General features: G+C 36.3%; 18 protein-coding genes and 1 pseudogene. 17 read left to right on the top strand and 2 right to left on the bottom strand.

Annotated elements, in window-relative coordinates:
- The first annotated feature begins 40 nt into the window (after positions 1–40).
- From P0092_RS11345 to P0092_RS11295, 11 genes are all read left to right on the top strand, one after another.
- Positions 41–808 (top strand): GolD/DthD family dehydrogenase, encoded by a 768-nt coding sequence (locus P0092_RS11345; protein ID WP_004619385.1) that lies wholly within the window; start codon positions 41–43, stop codon positions 806–808.
- A 36-nt stretch (positions 809–844) separates the two neighbouring features.
- The gene (gene rpiB, locus P0092_RS11340) at positions 845–1,303 is read left to right on the top strand and encodes a ribose 5-phosphate isomerase B (protein WP_004619387.1); all 459 of its coding nucleotides are present in this window, start codon (positions 845–847) and stop codon (positions 1,301–1,303) included.
- 33 nt (positions 1,304–1,336) lie between these two features.
- Positions 1,337–2,338, top strand: a complete 1,002-nt coding sequence (locus P0092_RS11335) for a dihydroxyacetone kinase subunit DhaK (RefSeq protein WP_004619389.1) — start codon at positions 1,337–1,339, stop codon at positions 2,336–2,338.
- Positions 2,339–2,372: 34 nt separating this feature from the next.
- Positions 2,373–3,011: a dihydroxyacetone kinase subunit DhaL gene (gene dhaL, locus P0092_RS11330; RefSeq protein ID WP_004619391.1), complete on the top strand. Its 639-nt coding sequence runs from the start codon at positions 2,373–2,375 to the stop codon at positions 3,009–3,011.
- 139 nt (positions 3,012–3,150) lie between these two features.
- Positions 3,151–4,002, top strand: a complete 852-nt coding sequence (locus tag P0092_RS11325; protein ID WP_004619393.1) for a hypothetical protein — start codon at positions 3,151–3,153, stop codon at positions 4,000–4,002.
- A 121-nt stretch (positions 4,003–4,123) separates the two neighbouring features.
- The gene (gene arsB / locus P0092_RS11320; RefSeq protein WP_004619395.1) at positions 4,124–5,161 is read left to right on the top strand and encodes an ACR3 family arsenite efflux transporter; all 1,038 of its coding nucleotides are present in this window, start codon (positions 4,124–4,126) and stop codon (positions 5,159–5,161) included.
- A gap of 41 nt (positions 5,162–5,202) precedes the next feature.
- On the top strand, positions 5,203–5,511 hold the full coding sequence (locus P0092_RS11315; RefSeq protein WP_004619398.1) for an ArsR/SmtB family transcription factor: 309 nt from the start codon (positions 5,203–5,205) through the stop codon (positions 5,509–5,511).
- A 95-nt stretch (positions 5,512–5,606) separates the two neighbouring features.
- Positions 5,607–7,097, top strand: coding sequence for a glutamate--cysteine ligase (gene gshA / locus P0092_RS11310; RefSeq protein ID WP_004619400.1), 1,491 nt, complete (start codon positions 5,607–5,609; stop codon positions 7,095–7,097).
- Complete coding sequence (gene gshAB / locus P0092_RS11305) at positions 7,081–8,067, top strand: bifunctional glutamate--cysteine ligase GshA/glutathione synthetase GshB (RefSeq protein ID WP_004619402.1); 987 nt, start codon at positions 7,081–7,083, stop codon at positions 8,065–8,067. Before gshA ends, gshAB begins: the two co-directional genes overlap by 17 nt.
- Positions 8,068–8,151: 84 nt before the next feature.
- Positions 8,152–8,598 carry a MarR family winged helix-turn-helix transcriptional regulator gene (locus P0092_RS11300; RefSeq protein ID WP_004619404.1) on the top strand — a complete coding sequence of 149 codons (447 nt, stop codon included), beginning with the start codon at positions 8,152–8,154 and terminating at the stop codon, positions 8,596–8,598.
- A gap of 17 nt (positions 8,599–8,615) precedes the next feature.
- A complete protein-coding gene (locus tag P0092_RS11295; RefSeq protein WP_004619406.1) occupies positions 8,616–9,059 on the top strand; it encodes a C-GCAxxG-C-C family protein in 444 nt (147 codons plus the stop codon).
- A gap of 36 nt (positions 9,060–9,095) precedes the next feature.
- Here the strand turns inward: P0092_RS11295 and P0092_RS11290 are convergent, their stop codons facing one another.
- Positions 9,096–9,344: a hypothetical protein gene (locus tag P0092_RS11290; RefSeq protein WP_004619408.1), complete on the bottom strand. Its 249-nt coding sequence runs from the start codon at positions 9,342–9,344 to the stop codon at positions 9,096–9,098.
- Positions 9,345–9,562: 218 nt separating this feature from the next.
- Here P0092_RS11290 and P0092_RS11285 point away from each other — a divergent pair, with 218 nt between their 5' ends.
- From P0092_RS11285 to P0092_RS11260, 6 genes are all read left to right on the top strand, one after another.
- On the top strand, positions 9,563–15,106 hold the full coding sequence (locus P0092_RS11285) for a family 43 glycosylhydrolase (RefSeq protein ID WP_004619410.1): 5,544 nt from the start codon (positions 9,563–9,565) through the stop codon (positions 15,104–15,106).
- A 235-nt stretch (positions 15,107–15,341) separates the two neighbouring features.
- Complete coding sequence (locus P0092_RS11280) at positions 15,342–18,428, top strand: KAP family P-loop NTPase fold protein (protein WP_004619413.1); 3,087 nt, start codon at positions 15,342–15,344, stop codon at positions 18,426–18,428.
- Between the two features lie 99 nt (positions 18,429–18,527).
- Positions 18,528–19,070: a hypothetical protein gene (locus P0092_RS11275; RefSeq protein ID WP_004619414.1), complete on the top strand. Its 543-nt coding sequence runs from the start codon at positions 18,528–18,530 to the stop codon at positions 19,068–19,070.
- Entirely contained in the window at positions 19,025–19,987 is a 963-nt protein-coding gene (locus P0092_RS11270; RefSeq protein WP_004619415.1) for a TIR domain-containing protein, read from the top strand. Before P0092_RS11275 ends, P0092_RS11270 begins: the two co-directional genes overlap by 46 nt.
- 231 nt (positions 19,988–20,218) lie before the next feature.
- The gene (locus P0092_RS11265) at positions 20,219–21,637 is read left to right on the top strand and encodes a dockerin type I domain-containing protein (RefSeq protein ID WP_004619417.1); all 1,419 of its coding nucleotides are present in this window, start codon (positions 20,219–20,221) and stop codon (positions 21,635–21,637) included.
- Between the two features lie 118 nt (positions 21,638–21,755).
- Positions 21,756–22,721 (top strand): helix-turn-helix transcriptional regulator, encoded by a 966-nt coding sequence (locus P0092_RS11260; protein WP_004619418.1) that lies wholly within the window; start codon positions 21,756–21,758, stop codon positions 22,719–22,721.
- A gap of 458 nt (positions 22,722–23,179) precedes the next feature.
- Here the strand turns inward: P0092_RS11260 and P0092_RS22135 are convergent.
- Positions 23,180–23,437: pseudogene (locus tag P0092_RS22135) on the bottom strand (S-layer homology domain-containing protein); the annotation flags it as partial.
- Between the last annotated feature and the right edge of the window lie 75 nt (positions 23,438–23,512).

Here is a 23,512-nt window from a genome sequence, read left to right as displayed (position 1 = left end):
TACAAGATAAATAAAATGTAGCTAAATGGAGGGTCTAATTATGTTGGAATACTGCGGAGCAGATTTGAATTTCTCGTTGCAAGGCAAAACAGCAATAATCACAGGAGGTGCAGCAGGAATAGGACTGGCTACTGCACACTTTTTTGCAGGAAAAGGTGTTAATTGTGTTTTAGCGGATCTCAATCCAGAAGCAGATAAAATAGCACATGAACTGGGTGAAAATTGCATAGGTGTTTCCGGTGATATAACAAATGCGGATTATAGACAATCTGTTATTGATGCGGCAGTAAAAAGCTTCGGATGTGTTGATATTCTTGTAAACTGTGCAGGAATAGTAGCATTGGATAGTGCTGAAAATTTAAATGATAATATGTGGGATAAGACAATAAGCATAAACCTGACAGCCTCCTTCAAGATGGCTCAGGCGGTTGGTAAATATATGATTGACGCAGGCAAAAAAGGCTCTATAGTTAATATGGCATCACAGGCAGGTGTTATTGCACTTGACAAACATGTTGCATATTGTGCCAGCAAGGGCGGAATTATTGCAATGACAAAGGTAATGGCATATGAATGGGGCAAGTACGGTATCAGGGTAAACGCAGTTTCACCTACAGTAGTTCTTACCGACTTGGGTAAAAAGGCATGGGAAGGCCCTGTTGGAGATGCATTTAAAAAAGAAATGCCATCAGAACGTTTTGCAGAACCCGATGAAATTGCAGGTACAATAGCATTTCTCTGTAGTGGTGCAGCAGGTATGATTACGGGACACAACCTTCTTATTGATGGAGGCTTTACTATAAAATAGAAAATTATTAACCAAATAAAAATAGAGGTGATTAAAATGTCAATTGCTATAGGCTGTGATGAAGCAGGATTTCAATTTAAGGAAGTAATAAAGAAGCTTTTAATAGAAAAAGGGTTAGAGGTTGAAGATTTTGGAGTATATAGTACCGACCCTGTTCTATACCCTGATATTGCCGTTGCCGTTGCAAAGTCAATAGCTGAGGGAAAACATGAAAGAGGAATTTTGATTTGCGGAACGGGTATAGGAATGGCCATTGCTGCCAATAAAGTTCCCGGTATCAGAGCTGCCGTCTGCCATGATTCCTTCTCAACTGAGCGTTCAAGAAGAAGCAATAATGCGCAGATAATGACGCTCGGTGCACGAGTAATCGGAATAGAGCTTGCAAAGCAACTGGTGAATTTATGGTTGGGATGTGAATTTGACGGTGGAGGTTCAGAAGCAAAAGTAAATAAAATTTCAGAATACGAAAATGAATTTTATAAAAGCTGCAGATAAATTCATATTAAATGAAAAGAGGGGGATTTTAATATGCAAAGAATTATTAATGATCCATTCAATTGTGTAGAAGATATGCTGGAAGGTTTTCTAAAGACTCATTCTGATATAGTTGTTAAAACCGACAATCCAAGAACAATTAAATATAAAAATGCTCCTGTACCCGGTAAAGTGGGTGTTGTTACCGGAGGAGGCTCAGGGCATAAACCGGCTTTTATCGGTTATTGCGGAAAAAACATGGTAGATGCCGTTGCCGTAGGTGAGATTTTTGCATCGCCCACAGCCAAAGCATTTCTGGATGCTATGAAAGAAGCAGATTCCGGAAATGGAGTAGCATGTCTCTATGGAAACTACGCCGGAGACAATATGAATGTAAAAATGGCTACAACCTTTGCGGAAGAAGAAGGTATAACAGTTAAAACTGTTGTAGCCAATGACGATGTTGCTTCTGCACCTAAAGAAGAAAAGGAAAAAAGACGTGGTGTAGCCGGCGAAATATTAATGTGGAAGGTTGGCGGAGCTAAAGCAGCTAAAGGAGGAAACCTTGATGAAGTAATAGCTGCTGCACAAAAAGCCATAGATAATACAAGAAGCGTGGGTATTGGTCTTACTTCATGCACAATACCTGCGGTAGGACATTCAAACTTCAAGATTGAACCGGGAACAATGGAGGTTGGCATCGGACATCACGGAGAACCCGGAATATCTGTTTCAGCACTTAAAACAGCTGATGAAATGGCTCAGGAAATGCTTGATATTATTCTCCCGGATTATCCTTTTGTTGACGGGGATGAGGTAGTGGCTCTGGTTTCAGGACTGGGAGCAACACCTATAATGGAATTATATATACTGTACAACAAAGTTGAAGAAATACTTGCAGCAAAAGGTATCAAGGTATACAGGTCTTATGTGGGCAACTACTTCACTTCCCTTGAAATGATGGGTGCTACCCTTACATTGATGAAAGTCGATGAAGAATTGAAGGAACTGGTAGACGAAGAAGTAGATACAGTTGGAATGAAGCAGTTTAAATAGCAGCTATTATTAAATCTGAAAGGAGCAATTGACTATGAGCAGCTTTAAAAATTCAGGAGCATCTTCAGTAGTATATAATGTCATAAATACAATTATTGATAATTGGACTTACTTGAGTGAAGTTGACGGCTTAATAGGTGACGGAGACCACGGTGTTAATATGAACAAGGGCTTCACCATGACAAAGAATAAACTTGGAGGTAAAGAAGTAAGTTTATCAGAAGGGTTTAATGTGTTGGGCAAAACATTGATATTGGAAATCGGCGGTTCTATGGGCCCTCTTTACGGAACCTTCTTTATGGAGTTTGCGAAATCCTGCAAGGATGTTGAAGATATAGACAAAGAGGCTTTTGGAGCAACCTTGGAAGGTGCTTTAAAAGGGATGCAGGCTTTTGATAAAGCAAAGGTTGGGGACAAAACGCTTATGGATACTCTGGTTCCGGCAATTGAAGGGTACAAGGCAGCTTTGGCTGGTGGAAAGGATTTTAAAGCTGCACTGGAGGACATGAAAACAGAAGCTGAAAAGGGTAAGGAATCAACACGGGATATGGTGGCGAAGATAGGCAGAGCAGCAAGACTTGGCGAAAGGTCAAGAGGAGTTCTTGATGCAGGTGCAACTTCATGCAACCTTATACTAAAATCAATGGCAGATGCTATTATTGAAATATTGTAATTTTCCCTCATATACAATATGCTTAAAATTAAGCCAATCATCTTTACTAGGTGGTTGGCTTAATTTTTTATAATATTGTAAATTTTTATTATTTATTGTAATATTAACTATATATTTGTGTAAAGGGAGATGAAATACTATGCTAAGTGTAGGTAAGTTATCTGTAAAGCGAAATAGGATAATTTGTATAAGCTTAATTTTATTGCTTGTTCTCGCCACTGTAACTACAGTGTTCATCATGACTAAGAAGACCGATAAAGCTTCAAAATATGTATTCGGAGAGCAAGCACTGAAAATAAACGGTAAAATTGTTGAAACCAGCGTTTTTCTTGATGAAAAAAATATTTTCTTTGAAAGAAACAAAGGGAATTCAGCACTAATGCAAAAAACCGATGAAGATGTTAATGATTTGATTCTAGAAGAAGTAATCAAAAAAGTACTTGCAGATGACTATTTCTACAACGACTCTGGCTACAAAGCGACTCAAAAAGAAGTAGATGACTATTACAATAAATACGTAAAGCCAAGCTTGGAAGGCGCAGGCGGCGAGGGCTCCAGCATCAGTCAGGGCCTTGACTACAAGTCAGAAGCTGAATACAAAAAAGATGTTGAGTTATACATATTAAAGCTAAAGAGTGTTCCGGCGATTGCAAAAGAGTATGGTATAAGTCTTGACGAAAACGAATTCAACACAAAATACGCCGAATATACCAAGCAGTACAAAGATAAGCCGAAATCAATCCACCCAAAAGACGAATATAAGGAAATGATGCTTGTAAGGGAATTTTCCGTTTCAGACAAACTGAACACTTGGTTAGACAAACTGAGAAGCAAGGCGAAAATTGAGATTTTGGAGCCTTCCTTGAAGGCTTACAGACTATATAAAAATGGTGAATACTCAAAAGCAGCTGATGAATATAAAAAGGCCTATAAAAAGTATAATTTAAGTATATATAAAGATAAGGAAAAGGAATGCAGGAGTAAGGATTAAGGATTAATAACAGCTATTCATGAATATATTAATATATGGATAGTTGTTTTTTTGTAGCTAATCTTGAAATAATATTTGCAATAGTTTATATTGTAGATTATAAATTAAGGGGGAGTAATTTTTGAAATCTTCAAAATTATCAATACTGGATAAATTTTTAACCCTATGGATTTTCCTTGCAATGGGATGCGGTATAGTACTTGGGTGGGCAGTACCCGGAGCAGCAAATTTATTATCAAAACTGTCAGTTGGAACAACGTCATTGCCAATTGCAATTGGATTAATTGTTATGATGTATCCGCCATTGGCAAAGGTAAACTACAAGGAACTGGGTAAGGTTTTTAAAAACCCAAAGGTATTGATACTTTCATTGGTTCAGAACTGGATAATAGGACCTATTTTGATGTTTGTTCTTGCAATTCTTTTCTTGAAATCAGATTCTGCTTTAATGACAGGATTAATTCTAATTGGCCTTGCCAGATGTATAGCAATGGTTATTGTCTGGAATAGTCTTGCTGATGGTGATAGCGAATATGCGGCAGCTTTAGTTGCATTTAATTCTATTTTCCAAGTAGTTTTTTATTCAATATTTGCATATTTGTTTGTAACAGTGTTACCGCCTGTTTTTGGACTTACAGGGTATGAAGTGCATATTTCAATGGGAGAAGTCGCACTGTCCGTAGCTGTTTATCTGGGTATTCCATTTGTCCTTGGGATGCTCACCAGATTAATATTGGAGCCGATAAAGGGTACAGAATGGTATATTAAAAAATTTGTTCCTAAAATTAGTCCTTTAGCTCTTATAGCGTTACTATTTACAATAATTGTAATGTTCACATATAAGGGACAATATATTGTCCAACTGCCGTTAGAGGTTGTTAGAGTAGCATTACCATTGCTGATTTACTTTATAATAATGTTCTCAACATCCTTCTTTATAAGCTATAAATCAGGAATTGACTATAATAAAACTACAACATTGGCCTTCACTGCAGCAAGCAATAACTTTGAACTTGCTATAGCCGTTGCTGTTGCTGTATTTGGAATTGAGTCTAAAGAGGCATTTACTGCTGTTATAGGGCCTCTTGTAGAAGTGCCTGTTATGATTGGATTGGTTAATGTGGCTTTATTCTGGAGAAAGAAATATTTTATGAAATAAAGAATATTGACAATTACTAACTGTTCGATTACCATAGAACTATGAAAACATTAGATTTGGTAAAAATATTTAAAGCACTTTCATGTGAACAAAGATTTAACTTATTTAAAGCCTTATACGAGTGGTGTGAAGAAGGCGAATGTATGGATGGGGAATATACCTGTACTGACGGAATTGAAAAATGTTTTACAAAAGCCTGTTGCTGTATGAACTTGTCCCGGTCAACTATTTCTCATCATTTTAAAGAGTTGCAGAATGCAGGGTTAATTAATTATACACGAAAAGGTCAAAGCTTTCTTTGTAAAATAAATAAGGAAGCAATTTTTGAAATACAAAACTTTTTAAAATAATTTTTTCCTGATATTTAAAGCGGGAAAAAATTTTTAATGTAACTGTTCGATAGTTATGAAACATTAGAATATAGATTATAGATTGAGAGGGTATTATGAATTGGAAGTTTGAAAAGGTATTGGACATTATCAAGAAAACAGACAGCAGTATTTTTCTAAAAGGTAAATGGGGTATTGAAAGAGAAACTCAGCGAGTCACTAAAAGCGGATATTTAGCGTTAACCAGTCACCCGGTAGCCTTTGGAAATAAACTTCAAAACAGTGAGGTTACTACTGATTTTTCAGAAAGTCAGCTGGAACTTGTAACACCACCTCTTTCTTCTGTTGAGGAGGTTTATAAGTATCTGGAAATCTTAACTTTAAAAGTTAATGAGGAACTAAAAAATGAATTATTATGGCCATTAAGTATGCCTCCACGATTACCTTCAGAAGAAATTATTCCAATCGCAAAATTTGATGACACCCCCGAAGGTAGAGAGAAGGAAATATACCGACATGGACTTGCAACCCGCTATGGTAAAAAAATGCAAATGATTTCAGGTATCCATTTTAATTTTTCCTTCACTGATGAGCTATTCGATGTTTTATACAAATACTGGGGTAATGGAGAAGGTAAATATGAGTTTATTGATAAAGCATACTTTTCTATGGCAAGAAATTTCCTGAGATATAGGTGGTTGTTGATATACCTGTTTGGAGCATCTCCTTCAACAGATAAAACATTTAATACTGTAATTCAAAAAGAACTAAAGACCATTAGAAAATGCTGTCCTGAATGTTGCAATCCTATAAACAATTATAAGAAATATGCAACCTCCTTACGAGTAAGTCGATTCGGTTATTCCAATGGTGAACAAGGCAAATTCACAGTTTCTTACAATAGCAAATCTGAATATTTGGAAACTATCAGAAAATTGATGAAAACCAAAAGCAAAAAATACTCAGAAATTGGAATGTTCAAAGATGGTAAACAAATTCAGCTTAGCGATAACGTGTTGCAAAAAGATAGTGAATTTTATTCTGCTATACGTCTGAAGCAAGTTACTGAGACAGGAGAAAGTCAGCTTGATGCTCTTGAAAAAAGAGGTGTCGGGTATGCTGAAGTACGGATTATAGATGTTAATCCTTATGAAAGAGCAGGAATTAGTATTGAACAAATGTATTTTTTACAGGTTTTTATGCTCTATTGTCTTTTTGAAAATAGTAAAAATATAAAAAGAAAAGAGCTGAATCTTATGAATAAAAATCATAATTTGATTGCTATTTCAGGTCGGAAGAACAAGCTTTCTCTTTTCCGTTACACTGGTGGGCAAGTACTGTTAGAGGATTGGGGACAGTACATTTTTTGTAAACTCTTTCATATAGCAAAGGTTATGGATGATGCCGCAAATAGCAACAAATACATGGAATGTGTTATGAATGAATCTGTAAAGTTAATAGATAAAACGTTGCTTCCTTCGAATAAAATTATCAATGATATGAAATTAAAGGGAGATACTTTTATCACCTATGGAATTAGTAAGGCGATGGAACACAAAAATAAAAACAATACAGGGGAGGAACTGAAAAATGTTGAAGGGTTATGAAGCTTTGGAATTATCTACTCAAATGATTATAAAAGAGGCAATGCAAAGGGATATTGAGGTGGAAGTTTTAGATTGGGATGATAATTTTATCAGATTAAAAAAAGCAGGGAAAATTGAATACTTAAAGCAGGCAACACGTACTTCAATTGATTCGTATATTTCTCCGTTAATTATGGAAAACAAAGAGGTTACGAAGCAAATATTAAGAGAAAACGAGATTTGTGTACCTGACGGGGTAACAATTAAACACGGTGATGATTATAAAGCAAAGATTTTACGTTTCCGTGGAAAAGATATAGTTATTAAGCCTAAATCAACAAACTTTGGTCAAGGAGTAGTAATTCTAAAGAATCCTTATTCAGAGAACGATGTTGAAACTGCTTTAGAGCAGGCATTTAAATATGACAGTTCTGTTTTAATCGAAGAATTTATATCAGGAAAAGAATATAGGTTTTTAGTAATTGGTGAAGAAGTTGCAGCAATTCTTCACAGAGTACCTGCAAATGTTACTGGAGATGGTAAACACTCAATTGCAGAACTGGTTAAGGAAAAGAACAAGGATCCATTAAGGGGAAAAGGATATGTAACACCCCTTGAAAAGATAGAATTAGGGTTTATTGAAAAGGAATACCTGGCTTTTCAGAGTAAAAATTTTGATTCTGTACCTGAAAAAGATGAAATAGTTTATCTTCGTGAAAATTCAAATATCAGTACCGGAGGAGACAGTATTGATTTTACAGATGATATTATCAATGAGTACAAAACTATTGCTGTAAAGGCTGCAAAAGCTGTGGGAGCAAAAATATGCGGAGCAGATATTATCATCATGGATATTAAAGCAAGTCCAGCCAAAGATAAATACAGCATCATCGAGTTAAACTTCAATCCGGCACTTCATATACATGATTTCCCCTACAAAGGTAAGAACAGACTTGTTGAAAAAAAGGTTATTGAGCTTTTAGGATTTTAAATAGGGAAATGGATTTATACTTTTCAATTAAATAGTTGCATGTTGCAACTATTGTATGGTACAATTGTTGTAGGAGGTAAGCATATGACTAACATTACCGATGATTCAAAGAAATTAAGAGAACTGATTAGAATACTTGAGAGAAAACTAGGTGTATTAGAGGAAAACCAAACTTCATGCTGTAGTGTAACTTTAGGCCAGTGTCATGCTTTAGTTGAAATAGGTCGTTCAGGCAGTATTTCCTTAAATGAGTTGGCAGAATTATTAAATCTTGAAAACAGTACCATGAGCAGAACAGTGAATAACTTGGTTAAGGCAGAACTGGCAAAAAGAGATATAGACCCGAAAGACAGAAGGTATGTAACTATTTCACTGACAGATAGTGGAGCTAAACTGTTTACAGAAATCGAAGAAAGCAAGAATTCATATTTTGGTAAGATATACAATTCAATTCCCCATAATAAAAGAGTTCAGGTATTGGAAAGTTTGGGAGTTCTGTTGGAAGCGATTGATAAAAGAGACTGTTGTTAGAGAAAGGTGGTTTGATTATGAATAAAGTTGAATGTTCAGAGCAATGTTTTTTAAGCGGGTTTAATTGTGCGCAAGCGGTTTTTTCTACATACTCAGGAGAATTAGGGTTAGACCCTGTATTAGCTTTGAGAATTGCCGGCAGCTTCGGTGGAGGTATGGGGCTTATTGGTGAGACCTGTGGTGCGGTGACAGGTGCTATAATGTTAATCGGTTTAAAATATGGAAAAGTACGAGTAGATGATACAGCTGCGAAGGAAAAAACCTATGCACTTGTTCAGGAATACAAAAGACAATTTGTAGAATTAAATGGTTCAGTCAGATGTAAAGAATTATTAGGTTATGATATTAGTATCCCGGAAGAAATGAGCACAGCTGGCGAAAAGAATCTTTTTAAAACCCTTTGCCCCAAATTGGTTAAAGATTCAGCTGAAATAGTTGAAAAATTACTGGAACTGAAATAGAACATGTAGGGACTGAGTCCGTAAAAGGATTCAGTCCTATAATATTAATTCTATAAAGTCTATTATAGTCGATATAGCCATCAAAACAGCTATGGGCAAGCCTATATAAATAACTGCACGCAATAGCTTGCTAGGCGGTTTATATTCAGAATTGTAGCCGTAAAACCTCATTTCAAATAGTTTATTTGTGAAAATTCCTTTGTTTCTTTTTTCCGCATCTTCATGAAGTTGGATTTCCGCCTCAGTCATTTGTCTTAGAAAATTCTTCTGAATTTCGTTTTTCATTTATGTTAACCCCACGATGTAATTTAATCATAAAGATTATATATTGAAATGGAATATATTTGCAATACATATCAAGTTTTTTTGTAATGAATACAATCATTTACTTATATGTATATAACTATGATAAAATATTCTTGTACATTTCATTTGATGATATCTATCTGTAGAAATAGAAGCTCCCATAAATTTTTAATAAGTAAATTTTAGGAGGAAAGCATATGATTAAATTGCGTATTTTGTCGTGTCTGCTAATTGCTTCGATTCTTACAGGACTATTTTCATTTATGCCTGCAAATAAAGCAAATGCCGATACCGGCTTAATGCTTTGGTACAGGTTTAACGAAGGAACAGGATTAAAAGTTGCCGATTCCTCAGGTAATGGCAGAGATGGTATTTTGAATGGCAACTGCAGTTGGATAGCTGCTCAGAATGGAATGGGTGCGGTAGCATTGGATGGAAGTTCAGGGTATATAAAGCTGCCGAATGGCCTGTTATCAGGGCTCTCAGAAACTACCGTAAGTGCCAGAGTGTTTGTGGATTCGTCAAATGTTACCCCGTCCTGGGTATTTAATTTCGGTACAACTACAGATTCAAAAAGTGATGCCAATGCACATTATTTCGGCCTCCTGCTGGAATCAGGAGCATACAGAGTTATGCTTGCAAAAGCACACTGGACGGATGAACAAAATACCAAGGTAAACTCGGCCTTCAGCACCGGGGTGTGGAGGTATGTTTCATATACTCAAAAGGGGACTTTAGGTACACTTTATGTAGATGGGGTAAAGGTCGCAGAGAACGCAAACATAGCATATAATCCCAAAGATATTGAAGCAACGGTAGCGAATTTTATTGGAAGAGCTCCATACACTGCTGATAATTACTTTAAAGGCAAGGTTGCAGATTTCCGGCTTTACAGCAGGGCATTAAGCAGCACAGAGATAGCAGAATTAAACAACACAGGGGCAGCAGATATTGTTGCAATGGACAAAGCGGCTCTATCCCTTGGAGATTTGAGTCAGGTAACCTCAAAAATCAGCTTGCCGACATCAGGTGTAAACGGCAGTTCAATTACGTGGATATCATCTGACACAAGTCTGATTTCCTCAACCGGGGAGGTTACACGCCCTGTTTACCCTGATATGGATAAACAGGCAACACTTACCGCAACAATCACAAGAGGAAATGAAAGTGATACTAAAACATTTCTAGTCACGGTTAAAGCATTGACACAAGGGCAGAATCAGACAATTGAGAATGCCAAAAAGCAGCTTCTTATTCGTAATGCAGATGATATACGCGGAAATATTACTTTGCCGTCAGCAATTGTTACTGATGGAGTAACGGTTAAAATAACGTGGTCAACGGATAAACCTTCCATTGTCAATGTGAATGAAGTAGTTAATTCGGGCTATGACAATACACCGGCAGGTGTCGTCACAAGACCTGATAAAGACACTCAGGTAACCTTAACAGCACATCTAACTAATGGAACGGCATCCGGTACAGCAGATTTGACTGTTACTGTAAAGGCAAAACCAAAAGCTATAAGTGAATCAGATTATAATGGATATTTCTTTACATATTTTAATGGCACCGCCAGATCTGATGCAGAGCAGATATACTTTGCCTCAAGTAAAGATGGACTTCATTGGGATGAGCTAAATAAGGACAATCCGGTACTGACTTCAACTGTTGGAGATAAAGGTGTACGTGACCCGTATATCTTAAGGTCACCTGAAGGTGATAAATTCTATATGGTAGCAACAGACCTAAGAATAGCAAATGGTAAAGGCTGGGATGCAGCCGGAACATATGGAAGTAAATCGGTTGTTACTTGGGAATCCAATGATTTGGTAAATTGGTCTAAAGAAAGGCTGGTTAAGGTTGCAAGAGATGATGCAGGCTGTACTTGGGCTCCTGAAATAGTATTTGATGAAAAGACAGGAGAATATGTGATGTTCTGGGCATCACGAATAGGAGCAGATAACTTTAGCAAGTTTAGAATATACGTAGCAAAGACAAGAGACTTTTATACCTTTACCGAACCAAAGTTGTATATTGAAAGAAGTAATGATGTAATAGATGCAACCATCATCAAACAAAAAAACATGTTTTACAGGTTTTCAAAAGATGAAGTTAATAAGAACATCCTTATAGATAAATGTGATCAGTTACTGAATAAGAGTTTCGTATCTTTACCATCAACTAGTGTTGAAAGCCAGAAAGGTGTTGAAGGGCCGGCAATCTTCAAGTTTAACGGTCAAAACAAATGGTGTCTCCTATTAGACTATTACGGCGGAGGCGGTTACTATCCGATGGTATCCACAGACATTACTTCCGGCGTGTTTACGAAACTAAGTACTTCTGAGTATAAGTTGCCAACTGGGCCACGTCATGGAACAGTAATGCAGATAACACAGGCTGAATACAACGCTGTCATGGCTAAATGGGGAGGCTATGCACCTGTTGAAGAACCCAAGACAACTCCTGTACTTGAATATAAATTTGACGAAGCAAAGACAGGCAATACAATCGCTGATACATCAGGAAATAACCGTACTGGTACCTTAAATGGAAATTCAACTTATGTAAAAGACTCTGAAAAGAATTCTCAGGTGTTATATCTGGATGGAACAACCGGCACCTTTGCGGCATTCCCGCAGGGTTTCTTTGATGGCAAGAATACAGTAACTATTTCTATGGATATTAAGCCTGTGACAGTGTCCGGGAATTTTTTTACTTTCACTGTAGGGAAGGATTCAAATAAATACATGTTTTTAAGAACACGGGATGCTGAAAGCAGAAATGCCATTACAATAAATTCCTACTCAAATGAGCAGGAGGTTAAGGCAACTACTGTATCCACAGCAAACAAGTGGATGAATATTAAGTTGGTAATAACACCTACGAGTATGGCTATTTATAAGGATGGCTTAATGCTTGGCAGAAATAATAATGTGTCCATATCAATGTCCGATTTGGGCACAAGCCTGCTGGCTTATTTGGGAAAATCCTTCTACTCTACGGATAATTACTTTAAAGGCTATTTTGACAATGTAAAAGTGTACAATCGTGCGCTTAATGAAACAGAAATTGCAGATGAATTCGGCATCGCCAACAAGCCGATAAAAATAGTAAGTGCACAAGATGTGACGGTTACCAAAAAGGCAGGTCAGACACCTGAATTACCTTCAAAGGTGAAAGTCAATTACAGCAATGGCACAACAGGAAATACGAAAGTGTTATGGGACGATATCAGTCAGATTCAATATTCAACTGATGGAACAGCTACAATCGAAGGAACAGTATATGAGAACGAATACGACAACCCTTTAATATTGAACAGAGCAGATCCATGCATTTATAAACATACTGACGGCAATTACTACTTTACTGCTTCATATACGGATGGTTCAAACGGACACAACAATATAGGTATGTATCAGTACGACAGAATCGTACTTAGAAAGGCAGCAACAATTCAGGGTCTTGAAACTGCCACCGAAAAGGTAATCTACACAAAGGCTCCTCTGGGTGGAAACAAAAGCCCCCATGTTTGGGCACCTGAAATACATTTTATTAAAGGAAACTGGTATATTTACTATACAACTACCATATCCAACACCGACGTTTGGCAAATACGCCCCCATGTATTAATGTGTCCGGGAAATCTTGATCCAACTGTAAAGGAAAACTGGCAGGACAAGGGACTTGTTAAAAAGACTAATTCTTCGGATATGGCTTTTAGCGGTTTTTCTCTGGACGAAACTGTATTTGAGCATAATGGAAATATGTATATGGTTTGGGCACAGAATGACCCTAATTCAAACTTGTATATTGCAAGAATGAAAGATCCGTATACAATTGACACTAATGCAGTCAAGATAGCTTCTGCTCAATACGACTGGGAAATTCATGCCTACAAGGTAAATGAAGGACCAAGCGTTATAAAAAGAAACGGTAAAATATTTATTTCATATTCTGCAAGCGGTACTGATGCTCTGTATTGTCTGGGACTTCTTACAGCCTCGGATACAAGCGATTTGTTGAATCCTGATTCATGGGTGAAAACACCTCATCCGGTGATGACTTTCAATACAGAAGCCGGACAGTATGGCCCGGGACACAATACCTTTACGGTGTCCGAGGATGGTAGTGAAGATATCCTTGTATACCATGCCCGCCAGGAAGAAAAGTACATTAGCGGCAGCTATGAACCTCTGTATGATGCAGGAAGACATACACGGGTTCAGAAATTGTTCTGGAACAGTGACGGTACTCCAAACTTCGGAACACCGATGGCTGACGGAAAAGTACTGTCAACGGTGAAGGTTAAAGCAAAAATTATGGAGAATAATATTATTAAAGGAGCATCTGCAACAGGCTACAGTATTATAGGCACTAAATGTGATGCTTCAAATAAAAAGGCCACCATATATATCAGTAAAAGCAACAGTACTGTAAAGGACATTTCGTCAGTGCCTTTGACATATGAGCTGGCAAGCGGTTGTACAATAGATGGAATAAACGGGCAAACGGTGAACTTGACACAGCCAATTTATGTTAAAATCAAAATGCCGGATGGGAGCGTTCAGGTATGGACAGTAGAAGGCGTACTCTGCAATAATCCTGTTTTAGGAGGACAATTTGCTGACCCGGACATTCATGTTTTTGGCGATAAATTCTATATCTATCCCACCACAGACGGATTTTCAGGATGGAGCGGAACGCAGTTCCATGCTTTTTCATCATTAGACATGGTTAACTGGAAAGATGAAGGCGTTATTCTTGATGCAGGAGTGGGGAAGGAAGTTCCTTGGGCGGTAGGAAGTGCTTGGGCACCAACCATTGAAGAAAAGAACGGAAAATACTATTTCTACTTCTGTGCAAAGCGTTCAGACGGTAAATCCTGTATTGGGGTTGCTACCTCTAACAGTCCAACAGGGCCATTTGTAGCAGAGAAATCGCCCTTAATCACACCTGAGAATCTGGAAAACAGTGTAACAGTAAGTCAGACTATAGACCCGTCAGTCTTTACTGATGACGATGGAACTTCCTATCTGCTTTTTGGCAATGGTTCACCTGCCATAGTTCAGCTAAATAATGATATGATAAGCCTTAAAGCGGGGTCCATGAGTAAGCTGAGTGGTGCTACTGATTTCAGAGAGTCAATTACAGTGATAAAGAGAAACGGTCTCTATCATTTCACATGGTCATGTGACGATACAGGGAGTGAAAATTATCATATAAACTACGGTACTTCAAGCAGCCTGTATGGGCCTATCCAATATCAGTATACGGTTTTATCAAAGAATCCTGACATGAATATTCTTGGAACCGGACATCAATCAATTATAAAGCTTCCCAACAAGGATGAGTACTATATGGCTTACCACAGATTTGTAACACCACTGAATCAATATACCAGCGGACTTGGGTATCACAGGGAAACCTGTATTGATAAGGTAGAGTTTGATACAAAAAGCGGATTAATGAAGGTAATCATTCCAACAGTAGAAGGGGTTGCGGAAACACCAATTGACACAGAAATAGTGGGTGATTATAACGGTGACAAAACAATAAACGCAATTGATTTTGCATTCTTAAAACAATACCTGATGGGTAAGATTGAGAGTTTTCCGGTACAGGACAAAATGTTTGTCGGAGATTTAAATATGGATGGTGAAATAAATGCTATTGATTTAGCAATACTGAAAGGGTATTTGCTTGGGAAGTTTGATAAATTACCGTATATTAATTAGTGGGATTTACGGGGAACTGTCGGCGGGCATACTGCCTATGTGATAATAGATTGCCTATATAAGATAGAGTCGCTATTTATGAGTTTTGGGATTCATTGATAGTGGCTTTTTTTCTGGTTATGTGAGGGTTTTTGCAGGAAGGATATATGTTTTGCCAATTTAAAGGAAGTTATGGTAAAATATTGGTTGAGTGAGATGGGAAGTAAATATAGGATAAACTGAAAGTAGGATGGTAATGAAAAAGGAAGCTCAAAAAATATATTCTGTAAACTATATATTATTTATAAAAACATTTCTGTTGGGAGTTATTCTTACTGAATCCATTTATATGTTAAAAATAATAGCAGGAACGCTAATTAATAATATATCGGATTTATGGCTTTGGATGATTTCAATAACCTATTTCTTTGGGTTTACTTATTGCCTTTTTCCAAAAATCAAGGAAAGAGTATCATTTATATTTAAAAGCCTTACACTTAACGAGTGCAAATTAAGTGAGAGAACATCAGCTTTATTTATAACTTATAGAATCGATTTGTTATTTCCGTTACTTATGGGAGTGATAGTCACTTGCGTATTTGATTTCTTTGGTTTGTATAATACTAAGAAGTGGTTGATTTTTTTATCTTGGCGGCAGCTGTTTATTATTATTTTACTGCCATTTGTTTTCTGGCTTTCTGGATTTTTGAGAAAATCACTTTTACAGAATTTTGATGATAAAGCAACGTCATTTTTCATGAGTGATAAGGAAATTAATAATAAAAATGATGATAAATTTATGTTTAATGATAAAGCTGAAAGTTTTGCTGAGAGCATTTATAATCACGGATTGCCGGACAGTTTAGTATTTGGAATTGATGCACCGTGGGGGACAGGTAAATCAAGTTTTATCAATCTTTGCAAGGAGTATTGGAAAGGGAAATATATCAGCCAAATAATAGTATATAATTTTGAACCGTTAAGATATGAAAATAGAGAGGATTTATTAAGGATTTTTATTGATGGCTTAGTTAAAGAAATTAAAAAACAGGTTTTTGTGCCTGAACTTGGGTCACTTCTTTCGAAATATGCCAAAATGTTAAAGAATACTAAACCGTCGTTTTCATACTCAGGATTGCGGTTTGATTTATCTATTGAGAATGAGTCAATAGATGATGTTTTTAAGAAGTTGGAAGAAGCATTGTTGCATATAGATAAAAAAGTTATCATTATTATTGATGATTTAGACCGATTGGATTTTTTAGAGATTCAAGAAATACTTTTTGTAGTGAAAAAATCTTTTATGCTACCGAATATTTCATATGTGCTTTGCTATGATACAGAAAATATTGCAGCTCGTGGACGAAAGAATTTTAACACTGAAAAGATTTCGGAATTTTTAGAAAAATTTGTTAACATGAAAATCAGCCTATATTTAGACAAAAAGTTATTGCTTAAAGATTTTATAGAAAACAAGGATTCGTCTTTAGCCGAAAACTTATCTGCAAATAATGAACTTGTATCAAAAGCAGTAGAAGGGCTAAGAAATATTTTTGAATCAAAGGATTTTCATCTATACATATCATTTATCGGCGATGCCAGAAAGTTGAAGAGGCTTGTTAATACAATTGTATTACTTGGGATTGAACAAACGGATTTCCAAAATTGTGATTTTGATAAGCAGGATATTATACATTTAATATTGATTTACATAAACTACCCTAACGTTTTTAGAAAAATATATAACACAGAAACTCAGGGCAGAAAAGGATTCTTCTCGGTTGTTTCAAAGAATGAAGATGGGTATCCAAAAAGCAAAAATTCAGATAAAGATGGTAAAAACTCGTATGAGAATTCCACTTACTACACGGAGTACATCAAAACCCTTTCTAAAAGGCAAAAATTTCTTATAGATAAAGTGTTTAGCGTAAATCAAAAATTTATAGATTCTTCGACAGGTAAACCCTTGAATAGAGAAACAATAACGCAGGAAATGATTACATCATATGCTTGCTTTAATGGTACGATATTGAATGACAGGGATAGAAATTTAGAAAGATATTTAAATCTTATTGTTAATCAGTCAAATCCTATAAAAACAGAGCAATATAGGTTCTATGTTAACTTAAAAGATGATATTCTGTCTGTAAAAACAATAAAAGATGTGCTTAACAGTAAAGAATTTTCTTTTTTAGAAAATGAAGAACGCCATGAGAGACTTTGGAGGACATTGGTAAATTCTTTACATGCACAATTTACACCTGAAAAAGCCAAAGAGGTAATAAATTATGCGGTACTTAATTTACATAAACATTCACTTCTTAAAATTGAAAAAATTAACATTGGTTTTAGAAGTACTTTGGTATTTTTTATTGTAAAATTGCTTGATAAAGTTGGTTGGAACGATATTGAAGGAGAGTTTTTAAATAATGACAATAAAAATATCCATGGAATTGCAGAGTGGATATTTGGTGAAGGTGAGCATATAAGTGAAGGGATTATAAATGCTTTAAGTAAAGAAGAACGAGGCGTCATGGGATTATATGATTTACTGAAATTCCGTTTATATTGTTGTGCAGAAAGAGGTAGTGATTTGTTTAATTTAGAGAGGTCACTTTATATACACGGAAATCCTCAAGCTATTCCATCAAGTGATTTTAGTATTAAAGGTGATATTAGTACCCGATTAATTGGAGAAATGCGTGAGATTTCTCAAAAGATTTTTCGGATATTTAAAGTTCGCTTTATAGACAAAAAAATAAATATCTTTGATGAGGTTGATAAGCTCTCTATTGAAAATGTTTGCGGAAAATATTCAGAGTTTGTTAAGTTAAAGGGTAATTTAGGTGAAATTATTGATTTGGACAATAGACTGCTTATCTTAAAGAATAATATGAAAATATTTATATTATACCAGTTAGGAAATAGTATGTCTCCAGATAATAGTCTTGGGTGCGGTTATTATGACATAACAGGGTACAAAGATAATCAAGGGATACGGAAGACAGTCAATGATTACATTTTTGGCTATTGCTTTAATCCAGAAATAAGTGAAAGTAATTGCAAGTATTTTATAGATTATTTATTATCTAATTTGTCACGGACATATACACTTTATGGTAATACAAATTATATACCAAATATAGATGAATTTACTATATCTTTGGATAAGAAAGAACTAATTATGTACTGGCAGAAGCATAGGAGTATAATAAAATCAAAAATTTCTAGAAGTGAGAATAGAGAAGTTCATACAAGTAATTATACTGTATCTTATGCAAATGGTGTTGATGGAATTTATAATGTACTTGATGCTTTTTTAATAAATAGTGATAACGTATAAAAATAAGAGCTAAATTCAAAAATTTTGATTTTAGCAATATCTATGCATTTTACTTACTTTTAATACAATACCTAACTTTTATCAAAGGAGAAACAAACTATGGAAATCGTGAAAATACCGATTGTGGATTTTTTAAAATACAGTTTAGAAAGTGCATACGAACGAGGCTTCTCGTGGATTATGTGTCTTTTGGCAAGAGATGCGGATGCCGAAGAAACTTATCAGCAAGTTAAAAGATACTGGAATTCTTTAAATGATGTGACTGGGAATACTATTTTGTTTGTTTTTGCCGGGAAGCATGGTGAAGAAAAACTTCCTGATTCGTTGTTGTGGCATGAAGCCAAAGATTATCGTGCCTTGACAAATCCACTAATTCGATTCGTAAATGATAATACGCCCTCAGTGCTAAGGTGCATATATCCGACATTTGACTATAAGACAGATGAAATAAATGAGCTTGCAGTTACCCATACGAGTTCAATTACAGAGCTAAAGAATTTTTTGGGGTTATCCGAAAAAGATATACCCTCTTTGGTGTTTATCCCAACACACAAGCTTGCTTGTGAAAAAAAGGTTGTTGTGAAAAAAAGGTTGTTGTGCGACTGGGAAAAGAAAACCTATACCAGACGGTTAAAGGAATAATTGAATCTCTTGAAGAACCACTTATAAAGCTTAAGAAAACTCAAGATAATTACGAAAATAGTCGAAGACATCTTATGGAAATTAATAAAGAGCTAGAGTACTTGAGAAGGGGCAGGAAAACACAGAAGCGCTTTAATGAAGCAAAAAGCTATTTAGATAGTCTTGTTAGAAATACAGAGGATGATTCGTTGAAGGAATGGTTACAAGAAGCGATTAGCAAAAAATCAGTTAATAAATGGCGCAGATTGGACGGTCAAACACTGTCATACATAAACAGATACGTTGATTTAATCAATCAATATCCCATGCTTGATGATGAGTGTGATACAATTGTATCTAGAATTTTTAAATTAGAGGAAGAAGAAGCAAAAGTTGCCTCTGTTAAAAATTATACATATGAAGGTTTGGCATCAATGTACGATGAATTAACACAAGTATTTAAAAATATCAGAGAGGAAAAAAATGTAAATATGAAAGCTGATATCCCTAATTTAAGGCGCTTTAAAGTTGCCTTCTCATTTCCCGGTGAACATCGCGATAAAGTTGAGGAAATAGCTGAAAAGTTAGTAGAGATTTTTAGTAAAGAACAGATTCTTTACGATAGATATCATCGTGCGGAGTTTGCACGCCCCAATCTTGATACGCATCTTCAGAAATTGTATCATGACCATTCTGATTTGATTGTGGTATTCATATGTGCCGATTACCAAGAAAAGAAGTGGTGTGGCATTGAGTGGAGGGCAATTCGTGACCTTTTGAACCAAAAAGTTGCAGACGATAGGATTATGTTTGTCAAATGTGGGCAGGGAGCAGTTGACGGTGTTTTTGGCACAATTGACGGCTACATAGATACAAATGAAGTTTCAACAGACGATATAGTAAGCGATATTATTATTAGACATAAGTCGCTTGCCTAAGCATAGTTTTAAGAACCTCTTGGCAGTTCTAAAGATATGTTTCAGAATAATACCTTTATAATTATAAGAAAAAAGTCGCATTGCGGCTTTTTTCAATTTATATTAAATATTAGCTCGTATTTTACCATTTTAAATAAAATATGGTAAAATATTATTAATTTATACGAAGTCTCATTATAACAAGCATACATATCAAATGAATTTAAAGTTTATTTTAGGGAGGGTATTTTAATGAAAAAAATCAAACGCCTTATCGCCTTAGGAATTTTGACAGCGGCGCTTATTTCACCATTCCCGTCAGCTTTCCAAAATGGCAATCAAGCGCTGGCTCTGAACAACAATCTGGGTTTGACACCACCAATGGGGTGGAACAGCTGGAACATCTTCGGAGGTGACATCAATGAAGATAAGATTAAGCAAATTGCAGATGCTATGGTTTCTACAGGAATGAAGGATGCAGGCTATGAGTATGTCAACCTTGATGACAATTGGATGGCAAACCCTGCCCGTGATGTAAATGGAAAGCTTATTCCTGACCCAAAACGTTTTCCTAACGGTATGAAAGCTTTGGGAGATTATATTCATGCAAAAGGACTAAAGTTTGGAATTTATGGTGACAGGGGAGTGACTACTTGCTGCAACGTTCCACAGAGTGGAAGTCAGGGGTATGAGGAACAGGATGCAAATACATTTGCTGAGTGGGGCGTAGATTATTTGAAATATGATAATTGTGCTTCAGACAGTAACCTGCAAGCAGGCTACGAAAAAATGCAGAGTGCTCTTTTGAAAACAGGCAGGCCGATTTTTTACAGCATATGCTGTTGGTATTTTGCAGGGCCATGGATAGTAGATTGTGGTAATTCCTGGAGAACTACAGGAGATATTAGTGACAACTGGGGAAGTGTTGCAAAAATTATTGATGAAAACTCCAAGTCAGCCTCTTATGCAGGCCCGGGCCATTGGAATGATCCGGATATGTTGGAGGTTGGTAATGGTAATATGACAGATACAGAATACAAAGCGCATTTTAGTATGTGGTGTTTGATGGCAGCTCCACTTATTGCAGGAAATGATTTACGGAATATGACTGGTACTACAAAAGACATTCTTACCAACAAAGAAGTCATCGCTATTGACCAAGATGCTGCCGGCGTTCAAGGTACCAAGGTAAGTGCTTCCGGAGATCTTGAAGTATGGTGCAAGCCTCTGGGGACAGACGGTACCACAAAGGCAGTTATCCTTTTGAACCGAGGAGGCGTTTCGTCAGATATTACAGTTAACTGGAAAGATATTAAGCTTTCCGATGGCTCTGTAAAGGTTCGTGATCTTTGGGAGCATAAGGATTGCGGAACCTTTGACACCGGGTATACCGCCAATGTACCGTCCCATGGTGCGGTGGTATTAAAAGTTCAGACAAGCTCTGCAAATACGGATATAATGTATGGTGATGTTGATGGAAATGGCGTGATTGATGCACTGGACTATTCTTTAATTAAACGGTATCTTCTGGGTCAGATTTCGGATTTTCCTCATTCAAACGGCAAACTTGCTGCTGATGTTGACGGAGACGGTCAAATAACTGCACTGGATTTTTCATTAAGCAAGCAATATTTACTGGGGATTATTACTAAGTTTCCTGCCCAGAAATAATTAAGAGGATTATGCAAAGCTTAAATAGAAAATAAAATAACAGCAAGTAAAATCAAGCAGTGCTCTCTCTAATTATTTATAATATGTCTAGGGTGGTTGAAACGGGGTGTACTAAACAATGTACGAGTGGCACAAACAAATTCAAATAATTGTTGATGAAATTGACAAATGTATTAAAAATTATAATGATGAAGCCTTGACACTACGCTTTTTGTCTAGAAGACTGGGTTATTCCGAATTTTATGCAACGAGAAAATTCAAAGAAATATCGGGTATGCAATTCAGGGATTATCTTCGGCATAGAAAATTAGCCTTCGCACTAAAGGAGGTTCGGGATAGTGAAAAAAGCCTTTTAGATATTGCGTTTGATTATGGCTTTTCATCGCATGAAGCTTTTACCAGAGCTTTTAAAGCAACCTATGGTGTAGCTCCTAATGAGTACCGAAAGAAGCCTACCCCTGTCGTTCTTCGTACAAAAATAAACCCTTTCGACCGCTACTTTTTAGGATTAGGAGAGATTGGCATGATGAAATCTACAGATGATATAAAAATATATTTTGTAACCATACCCGCACACAAATTTTTACATATTAAAAACTATGAGAGTAACGGGTATTGGGATTTTTGGCAAAAGCAAGATCTTATTCCGGGACAGGACTGCGACACAATTTGCGGCTTACTCGATAGTATCAAGGGCAAATTGGATGACGATGGCGGGAGCGAACCGAACAGCAGCAGCGGTCAGATTATGGCGTACATAAATGACCCTGAGGGCAGGCTTTGTGACTGGGGTATTCCACGTTCAGAGTGTTACGGTGTACGACTTCCTTTTAATTATAAAGGCGAAGTACCTCCGCAAATGCTTATGATTGATGTTCCCGAGGCCGAGTATATTGTTTTTGAACACGGACCTTTCGACTATGAGCAGGAAAATCGTAGTGTAGAAGAAAAGATTGAAAAGGCAATGGCAACTTTTGATTTTGCAGGCACTGATTACTGCTTTGATACTTCTCCCGGTAGAATAATTTACTTTTATCATAATCCGGAACGGTTTTTTAAGTATGTCAGACCGGTGAGGAAGTAATAACTAAATAGGATACAACAAAATTCCAAGTTATAGGACAGATTAACTTGGAATTTTGTTGTACCTGAGAAAACACTGAAACAATTATTGTGCAACTTATCCGGACTGCATTATGTTAATTACCAAAATGTTTATTAAAAAAGTCGCCTTCACGGCTTTTTTTAATTTATATGACTTTTCTGATATAACTATTTGTTATTACCAAATTGGGACAAATTATGGTAAAATATTGCACAGGTATTATTCTATTTTATTAAAAGGATAGAGACGAATATACATAAATAAAATAATAGTAATATTAAACCGTCCTTCGACGGCGGAAGCTTCACCATAAATTACATTTCTACAATATTGTCCGAATTGTCCGATAAATCGGCTTTTGCAGCAATAGACGGCATAGGCTTTCATGATTACAATTCAGTTGCGGACTGCTCGCTTTTATCCAGTATACACCAGCTCTATCCCACAGTACCCATGTATTTGACCGAGCGCTCCACCCATAACGAGGATGGAGCGGACCGCATTTGTACAATACTTCCGAAATTACATAAAATCCTAACACGAACTGAACATTTATAACTAATGTTGAATATAGCCATTGCACATTGTTCTTGTGATATAAAGTTATATGGTCTGAATGAATTATCAGGGTATCCGCTCATATAGGATGCATTTGCTGCAGTCCATACTTTTGCTACAAACCAGTCCTTACTGTTTACATCAGTGAAATATGAAGAATTTCCCTATGAAGATTATAAGTCACTCTAAAGGTAATATTGTGCAAAAAATTG

The organism is Ruminiclostridium papyrosolvens DSM 2782, assembly GCF_029318685.1.
Taxonomy (GTDB): domain Bacteria; phylum Bacillota; class Clostridia; order Acetivibrionales; family DSM-1351; genus Ruminiclostridium; species Ruminiclostridium papyrosolvens.
Note: the sequence above shows the minus strand (reverse complement) of the source record. Positions and strands in the feature narration are given on the sequence as shown.